Source organism: Paenibacillus oleatilyticus (assembly GCF_018998565.1).
Classification (GTDB): domain Bacteria; phylum Bacillota; class Bacilli; order Paenibacillales; family NBRC-103111; genus Paenibacillus_G; species Paenibacillus_G oleatilyticus.
In genome coordinates this window covers 177,247-183,783 of record NZ_JAHNZO010000013.1, presented here as the reverse complement: position 1 = coordinate 183,783, position 6,537 = coordinate 177,247, and the positions used below count along the sequence as shown (strand labels likewise).

Here is a 6,537-nt window from a genome sequence, read left to right as displayed (position 1 = left end):
TCGACTTGCATGTATTAGGCACGCCGCCAGCGTTCGTCCTGAGCCAGGATCAAACTCTCCATTAAAGAAAAGCTGATATAGCTCAAATGCTTGTTACGCTTGGCATTTCGTTCTCATTTGTTCAGTTTTCAAAGAGCTTTCGTCACTATTCTGTTCTGCCGTGACAAGATCTAATCTTATCACATCAGGACGAGCTTTGCAACTACTTTTTTTCGTTGGCCGCTCGTTCAAGGCTGACTGCCTTTCGCGGCGACAAGCAATAATGTATCACAGATTCCGGGTCGAATGCAACCACAAATTTTGGCAAATGTAAATCGGACCCACTCCTCGGCATGTGGCGTACTTTTTAGCGGGCATTTTATAGTATTTGCCGAGAACGAAAAACCGCCGCGCTCCTTTTCCGGAACCGGCGGTTTCGTGCTGCACAGCGTGAAGAATGATTAGACGTCTCCTAACAACTGCTGCAGTTCCTCTTCGTTATCAATAATGCGGATGCCCAGCTCCTGGGCTTTGGTCAGCTTGCTGCCGGCGTTCTCTCCGGCGATGACGATGTCGGTCTTTTTCGACACGCTGCCGGTCACCTTGGCGCCCAGCTTCTCCAACTTCTTGGCTGCTTCGTCCCGCCCCATGGTGGTGAGTGTACCCGTCAAGACGACCGTCTTGCCGAAGAACGGACTGCTTTCGTCAACGACCGCAGGCGCTTCTTCGCTCACCGGTTGTATACCCGCGGCCAGCAATCGCTCAATGCTTCGCTGCATCGCCGGATCGCGGAAAAAGCCGACGATGCTCTCCGCAACAATGCCGCCGATATCCGGCAGCGTGATCAGCTCCTCCGGCTCCGCCTGCATCAGCTTCTCGAGACTGCGGTAATGCTCCGCAAGCTCCTTGGTCGTCGTCTTGCCCGTATTCGGAATGCCGAGAGCATATAGAAACGATGCCAAATCGGGCTGCTTGCTTTTCTCGAAGGCGGCGATCAAATTTTCGGCCTTCTTGGTCCCGAAGCGTTCCAGCTTGATCAAATCGTCGAACGTCAAATAGTACAGATCGGACGGATCGCGCACATCGAGCGAATCGTAGAGCTGCTCGGCTGTCTTCTCGCTGAACGTTTCGATGTCCATTGCATCGCGGGAGGCGAAATGGGCAATGCGCCCCACAAGCTGCGGCCGGCAGTCTACTTTATTCGTGCAGAATAAATGCGGACCCTTTTTCTCCAGATCGTGTCCACAGGAAGGGCACACTGCCGGAGGTACGATTTCGCTACCGTCGGCTTCTTCGGTTACTTTGCCGAGAATCTCCGGAATAACGTCGTTGGAGCGGCGGATATAGACAAGACTGCCTAAACCGTGCTTTAAATTTTTGCGTTCGATGTCGTCCATGTTGTTAAGCGTACAGTTCTGTACGGTCACTCCGCCGATATCGACGGCTTCCACCCGGGCGAGCGGCGTCACTTTGCCGGTCCGGCCCACGTTCCAGCTCACGTCGAGCAGCGTCGTCACGGCTTCCTCGGCTTCAAACTTATAGGCTACCGCCCACCGCGGGAATTTGTCGGTATATCCGAGCACTTCGCGGGTGCGCATATCCGTTATTTTTACGACCAGCCCGTCGATCAGAAAATCAAGCGTGTTGCGCATGGCGACCAGCTTCTCCAGCTCTTCCTCTACCGCGTCGATGCTGTCGACGAATTTGACGAACGGGCTGACCTTGAACTGGTTGTCGCGCAAAAAGTCGACCATTTCCTGATGATTCTGGAATTGCAGAGAATCGGCATAGCCGATGTTGTAAAAATAAGCGTTCAGCTTGCGCTCCGCCGTCACCTTCGGATTCAGGTTGCGGAGAGCGCCTGCGGCGGCGTTGCGCGCGTTTTTGAGCGGCTCGGCCGCGGTCGCGTTATAGGCTTCGAGCACGGACAAGTTCATTATTCCCTCGCCCTGTACTTCGACAATCCCGTCAGTATATGGAATGTGCAGCGGCACGGAACGGATCGTCTTGACATTGGCGAGAATCCCTTCGCCGACAACGCCGTTGCCGCGGGTGGCCGCCTGCACGAGCTCGCCGTTGTCGTAGGTCAGATTCAGCGTCAGCCCGTCGAATTTCAATTCTACGACAAAGGATAAAGGCGGTAGCGGATCGTCCGGATGCTGCGTATTGTAGTCGTTCACGAGCTTTTGGGCGCGCGTGTGCCACGCCATGAGATCGTCGTGGTTTTGTGCCTTGTCCAGGCTCCAAAGTCGGGCCAAGTGCCGGTGCGGCTCGAACCCTTTGAGCAGCTCACCGCCTACCCGCTGCGTGGGGGAGTAAGGCAGCACGGTGCCGGTTTCGGTTTCCAGTTGAACCAGCTTATCATAGAGCGCATCGTATTCGGCATCCGTGAGAGAAGGCTGATCCAGCGTATAGTAAGCGTAATTGTGTTTATTGATCTCTTCGATGAGCGTCTTCATCGTTTCCAAAGCGTCCGGCATCGGAAATTCATCCTCTCATGGCTACGGAATATAAGGGTTGCCTTGCCTGGCGTTTTAGCTCTGCTTCGTGATCGGCGCAAATTTGGCCAGCAGCCGCTTGACGCCCACGGGCGCCGGGAAAGCGATCTGCAGCTCGGTGTCGTCGCCCGAGCCTTTGATGGCGACGACGACGCCGGTGCCCCATTTGCCATGCGACACTTTGTCGCCCATGGCAAAATCGGTCGCCTGCGCCGCGGGAGCCGCGGCTTTGGGCGCTGCGCCTCCCGCGGCGGCGGCCGGGCCGCTGCGGAAGCTCACGGGCGTGCGGCCCGCCTGTGCGGGCGCGCCGCCGAAGCCTCCGGCGCTGCCGAAGCGGCGTTCGCCGCCGGCCCACGCCGGGGTTGACGCTCCGCCGCGGCCGAAGCCGCCGCCGGCGCGCACGGTCTCCAGGAGCTCCTGCGGCAGCTCCTGAAGGAACCGGGACGGTGCGTTCGCCGTCGTCCGTCCGAACAGCGTGCGCATCCGAGCGCACGTGAGGAACAGCTCCTCCTCAGCGCGGGTAATGCCGACGTAGGCGAGGCGCCGCTCCTCCTCCAGCTCCTCGTTGTCCATCAAGGCGCGGCTGTGCGGGAATACGCCTTCCTCCAGGCCCATGATGAAGACGACGGGGAACTCGAGTCCTTTGGCGCTGTGCATCGTCATGAGCACGACGCCTTGTTTTCCCGCTTCCGGGTCCTGATTCATCGAATCAATGTCGGCGATCAGCGCCAGATCGGTCAGAAACGAGACGAGGGATTTATCCTCGTTGCGCTTCTCGAAGTCCATCGTCACGGACAGGAACTCGTCGATGTTCTCCAGCCGCGCCTGCGACTCGATCGTGTTTTCCCGCTTCAGTTCCTCGCGGTAGCCGCTCATCTCGAGCATTTTCTCCGTCAGCTCGGTAACCGACAAATAATCGACCATCCGGTACAGGTTCTCGATCATATCGCGGAAATCGGCCAGCGCGTTGCGGGCCTTGGCGCCGATCTCCATGCTGTCCACGTTCTCCAGCATCGCAAACATCGATACGCCGAATTGCCCCGCCGCTGCACCCAGCCGCTCGACCGTCGTATCCCCGATGCCCCGCTTCGGCACATTGACGATCCGCGCAAAGCTGATATCGTCGTCCGGGTTCGAGATGAGCCGCAGGTAGGCCAGAATGTCCTTGATCTCTTTGCGGTCGTAGAACTTGATGCCGCCTACGATCTGGTAAGGAATATCCGATTTTATCAAAATTTCCTCGACGACCCGGGACTGCGCGTTCGTGCGGTACAATATGGCATGGTCGCTGAACCGGCGGCCTTTGTCTACATTTTTACGGATCTCCCCGGTGATGAAATAGCCTTCCTCATGCTCGGAATCGGCTTGGTAAAGCCGTATTTTCTGCCCATCGCCCTTGTCGGTCCACAGGTTTTTGGGCTTGCGTCCGGTGTTGTTGGCGATCACTTTGTTCGCGGCGTTCAAGATATTCGAGGTCGAGCGGTAATTTTGCTCGAGCAAAATGGTGGTGGCGTTCGGGTAATCTTTTTCGAAATCGAGAATGTTGCTGATATCGGCCCCGCGCCAGCGGTAAATCGACTGGTCGCTGTCGCCGACGACGCAAATCCGCTTGTACTTGTCGGCCAGCATCCGGCACAGCATATACTGGGCGCGGTTCGTATCCTGATATTCGTCGACGTGAAGGTACTGAAACTTGTTCTGGTAAAAATCAAGCACCTCGGGCACTTGTTGGAACAGCTCGATCGTGGTCATGATCAGATCGTCGAAATCAAGCGAGTTGTTGGCCTTCAGCTTGCGCTGGTAGGACGTGTATACTTTGGCGACGATGCCGTCGAAGTAATCGCCGATCTTGCGCTCGAATTTCTCCGGCGTCAGCAGTTCGTTCTTGGCATTGCTGATGGCGGCCTGGACCGCTTTGGGCTCGAATTTTTTCGAGTCGATGTTCATCTCTTTCATGCAATTTTTGATCACGGACAGCTGGTCGCCCGAATCGAGAATCGTAAAATTCGACGTGAAGCCGATCCGCGAGATATCCCGGCGCAAAATACGCACGCACATCGAGTGGAAGGTGGATACCCAAATATCTCCCCCCTGCGGGCCGACGAGGGCGCTGACGCGCTCCTGCATCTCCCTTGCCGCTTTGTTCGTGAACGTAATGGCCAAAATGCTCCACGGCGCCGCTTTGCGTGTCGCGATCAAGTAAGCGATCCGGTGCGTCAGCACGCGGGTTTTGCCGCTGCCCGCCCCGGCCATGATCAGCAGAGGTCCATCCGTCGTTTCGACGGCGCGTCTTTGCTGCGGGTTGAGCTTTTGAATCGCTTTGAGTATATCGATAGGTTCGTTGATCATTATTCTTATTTCCTTTCTACTGCATTTCCATTACCGCCGGGACCGTAGCGAGCGCCCGCTCAAGATCCTCGTATACCGCGTTGCCTACGACGACGGTATGCGCCGCCTTGGCCGCTTCGCGCGCTTTCTCCGGGCTGTCGATGCCGCCGCCGTAAAACAGCCGCGACCGGGAAAGCAGCCGCTTCACCCGTCCGACCAGCTCCATATCGCCGAACACGCCGCTGTATTCCAAATAAACGATCGGGCAGCGGAACAAACGGTCGGCTATGCGGGCATAAGCCTCCACATCTCTCGCATCGAGCCGTACGTCGGCTTCGGTCAGCTTGGCCGCCGTGGAATCGCCGTTCAATATAATGTAGCCTTCGGGAACGAGCTCGTCCCAATCCAGAATCGCGCCGTATTCCTTCAGCGCCTGCTGATGTCGCCCGACGATCCACTGCGTGTCCCCGGCGTTCAGCACGATCGGAATCATAAATAAATCAAACCCCGGCACGATCGCTTCCCTGTCCGACACTTCCAAGACACACGGCACTTCATACCGGCGGATGCGCGCCAGCAGGTCGACGGTATTGTCGAAGGTGACGCCGGACGAGCCGCCGACCATCACCGCATCGGTGCCGGAGAGGCAGATGCGCTCAAGCGCTTCGTCGCCGATCTCCCGGTCCGGGTCAAGTTTAAACACATGCTTCCACTCTTCCATACGCAAATGCAAAGAAAATGCCTCCTGTCCGTTAAACGCGGCAAGCCCGCCGCCCCCGGAAAAGGAACGTACGGAGCTGATTCATTCTGTCTCAAGTCAAGTCTATGCGAGCCCGCGCCCGGTGTCAATGAAGCCTGCGGGGAATAGCTCTTCTTCCTATTATACCATAAAACAAGCAAGGAATAGGAATACTTGTTCGTCTGTATTGGACGATTAACTGGAACCCTTTTTTCTATAGCCGACATACAAAAAAAGCAGGCCAGCGTGTAACCAACGCCAGTCTGCTATTAATAAAGCTGTTCGGAGATTCAAGAGCGGGTCTTGAACTCGCTGACGATCAAGCGGTCGCCTTGTACGCTGTAGGCGGACTCGTGATACATGACGGATTCGCTGTAGTCCTGCTTCGACCTGCCGGTCAGGCTGAGCTTGTACTGCCCCTCGGCCGGCTGCGATTTGTGCAGCTCGTATTGCCCCCATTCGCTGCGCAAGCCCAGCATCGCTTTGGTGCTGTTCGCTTGGTACGTTCCGATCCGTGTGTCCCGGCGGTAAAAGTAATCGATCATCCGCCGCGCCATGTCGGGCGTATATATTTTCCCAAGCTGCGTTTGCATCTCGCGCATAGCATGTTCGTCCATCTCCCCGGTAACCGGAGAAGACAGCACTTTATGCGTCCAGTCGTCGACTTGCTTAATCCAAGCGATGATCTCTTGATCGGATTTGTTCATGATTTCTTTTCCCATCGGCGGCGGCTCGATTTGGCTGAACGTCTGAAGCAGCCTCTCGCGGCCGACCGTTTTTTGCAGCGTCTTCATATCGGTGGCGTCGCGATGGGGCTCCCTTTGGCAGCCGCACAGAAGCGCCGCGGCCAGAAGCAGCGTGACGATGATTTTCACCCGGATGATGCCCCTTCCGTGTTGGCTTTTTTTTCGTATTATGGGTCAAAAACGAAAAAATATACCAAGCTTGCGGAAGAGGTCCGGGCGATGCCCCTGCTTATGAGGATTATGCGTC

General features: G+C 56.6%; 4 protein-coding genes and 1 rRNA gene. All 5 read right to left on the bottom strand.

The genetic code is table 11. The annotated features are described in order from the left end of the window. A 16S ribosomal RNA gene (locus KQX66_RS18505) occupies positions 1-65 on the bottom strand; the annotation flags it as partial. Between the two features lie 375 nt (positions 66-440). Continuing rightward, complete coding sequence (gene ligA / locus KQX66_RS18500; RefSeq protein WP_216794303.1) at positions 441-2,459, bottom strand: NAD-dependent DNA ligase LigA; 2,019 nt, start codon at positions 2,457-2,459, stop codon at positions 441-443. 54 nt (positions 2,460-2,513) lie between these two features. Then, a complete protein-coding gene (gene pcrA / locus KQX66_RS18495; protein ID WP_216794302.1) occupies positions 2,514-4,826 on the bottom strand; it encodes a DNA helicase PcrA in 2,313 nt (770 codons plus the stop codon). 16 nt (positions 4,827-4,842) lie between these two features. Then, entirely contained in the window at positions 4,843-5,526 is a 684-nt protein-coding gene (gene pcrB / locus KQX66_RS18490; protein ID WP_216794316.1) for a heptaprenylglyceryl phosphate synthase, read from the bottom strand. Positions 5,527-5,834: 308 nt separating this feature from the next. Further along, complete coding sequence (locus KQX66_RS18485) at positions 5,835-6,419, bottom strand: hypothetical protein (protein ID WP_216794301.1); 585 nt, start codon at positions 6,417-6,419, stop codon at positions 5,835-5,837. Positions 6,420-6,537 lie beyond the last annotated feature (118 nt).

What these genes read in the sequence shown, in the direction of transcription:
- pcrB (WP_216794316.1), bottom strand. Translation starts at nt 5,526, where the DNA reads ATGGAAGAGTGGAAGCATGTGTTTAAACTTGACCCGGACCGGGAGATC.
- pcrA (WP_216794302.1), bottom strand. Translation starts at nt 4,826, where the DNA reads ATGATCAACGAACCTATCGATATACTCAAAGCGATTCAAAAGCTCAAC.
- ligA (WP_216794303.1), bottom strand. Translation starts at nt 2,459, where the DNA reads ATGCCGGACGCTTTGGAAACGATGAAGACGCTCATCGAAGAGATCAAT.